The sequence below is a fragment of the Micromonospora sp. NPDC049102 genome, from assembly GCF_043197485.1.
Classification (GTDB): Bacteria; Actinomycetota; Actinomycetes; order Mycobacteriales; family Micromonosporaceae; genus Micromonospora.
The window spans coordinates 1-1380 of record NZ_JBICTE010000068.1; the positions used below are offsets into that span (position 1 = coordinate 1).

The window sequence follows — 1380 nt, forward strand, 5'->3', positions numbered from 1 at the left end:
GCAACTTCGGGTGGATGCGGCTCGTTGGTTCATTGTGGTTAGCGTTGGGTTGGTTGAGTCGTGGGAAGACGGGCTGGGTGACTTGTTTGCCCTGATCGCGGGCCGGTTCTCGCGGGTGGAGCCGCGGAAGCGGGCGTTCGCTTATGTGCGGGGGTTGTTGTCGCCGTTGGAGCGGCGTAACGGGTGGACTCTCGCGGAGCAGGCTGGTGACCGGTCGCCGGACGGGATGCAGGCGCTGCTGTGTAGCCCGTGTTGGGATGCCGACGCGGTCCGTGATGATGTTCGCGACTATGTGGTGGAACATCTCGGCGATCCTGCTGCGGTGGTGGTTGCTGACGAGACTGGGTTCCTGAAGAAGGGGACCCGGTCGGCGGGTGTGCAGCGGCAGTATTCGGGGACGGCGGGGCGGACGGAGAACTGTCAGATCGGCACGTTCCTGTGCTATGCCTCTGGTAAGGGGCGGGCGTTGATCGACCGGGAGTTGTATCTGCCGAAGTCGTGGACCGAGGACCGGCAGCGGTGTCGGGACGCGGCGATCCCTGATGAGGTGGTGTTCGCGACCAAGCCGCAGCAGGCGCGGGCGATGCTGCAGCGAGCGATCGCCGCTGGGGTGCCGTTCGCGTGGTTCACCGCCGATGAGGCCTACGGGCAGAACCCGGGCCTGCGCGGCTGGCTGCAGGAACAGGACATCTCGTATGTGATGGCCACCCGCTGCGACGACCAGGTCGCCTCCGGGTTGTTCACCACCACCCGGGTCGACGCCCTGATCGCCAAGCTGCCGGCCCGATCGTGGACGAGGCTGTCCTGTGGTGACGGCGCGCACGGCCCACGTCGCTACGACTGGGCGCGGCTACCGATCCGGGAGAGCTTCCCACACGAGCGTCGCGGCTGGGTCCTGGCCCGGCGCAGCATCAGCGATCCCACCGACATCGCCTACTACGTGTGTTTCGGCCCGCGCGGCACCCGGCTACGGGAACTGGTCCGCGTGGCCGGGGCCCGGTGGGCGGTCGAGGAGTCGTTCCAGACCGCGAAGAACGAGGTCGGCCTCGACCAGTACCAGGTCCGCCGCTACGACGCCTGGTACGCCCACATCACCCTGGCCATGACCGCCGCCGCGTTCCTGGCCGCCACCCGCGCCACCGCAGCCGACAAGGACCCCGAAAAGGGGGCGACGATCCCGCCCCAGACACGCTCATCCCCCTGAGCAGCAACGAAATCCGCCGCCTGTTCACCAAACTCGTCCTCACCGGACGCGCCGCAGCCGACCACGTGCTGCACTGGTCACACTGGCGCCGTCACCGGCAAGCCCAAGCGAAAGCCAGCCACTACCGCAAACGACTCGAAGCCGCCAAAAGTAACGAACCTCCGTAGCAGTACTAG

General features: G+C 67.2%; 1 protein-coding gene. It reads left to right on the top strand.

Annotated elements, in window-relative coordinates:
• The first annotated feature begins 49 nt into the window (after window positions 1–49).
• Window positions 50–1204 (top strand): IS701 family transposase, encoded by a 1155-nt coding sequence (locus ACGFH9_RS30790; RefSeq protein WP_393226380.1) that lies wholly within the window; start codon window positions 50–52, stop codon window positions 1202–1204.
• Window positions 1205–1380: the final 176 nt, after the last annotated feature.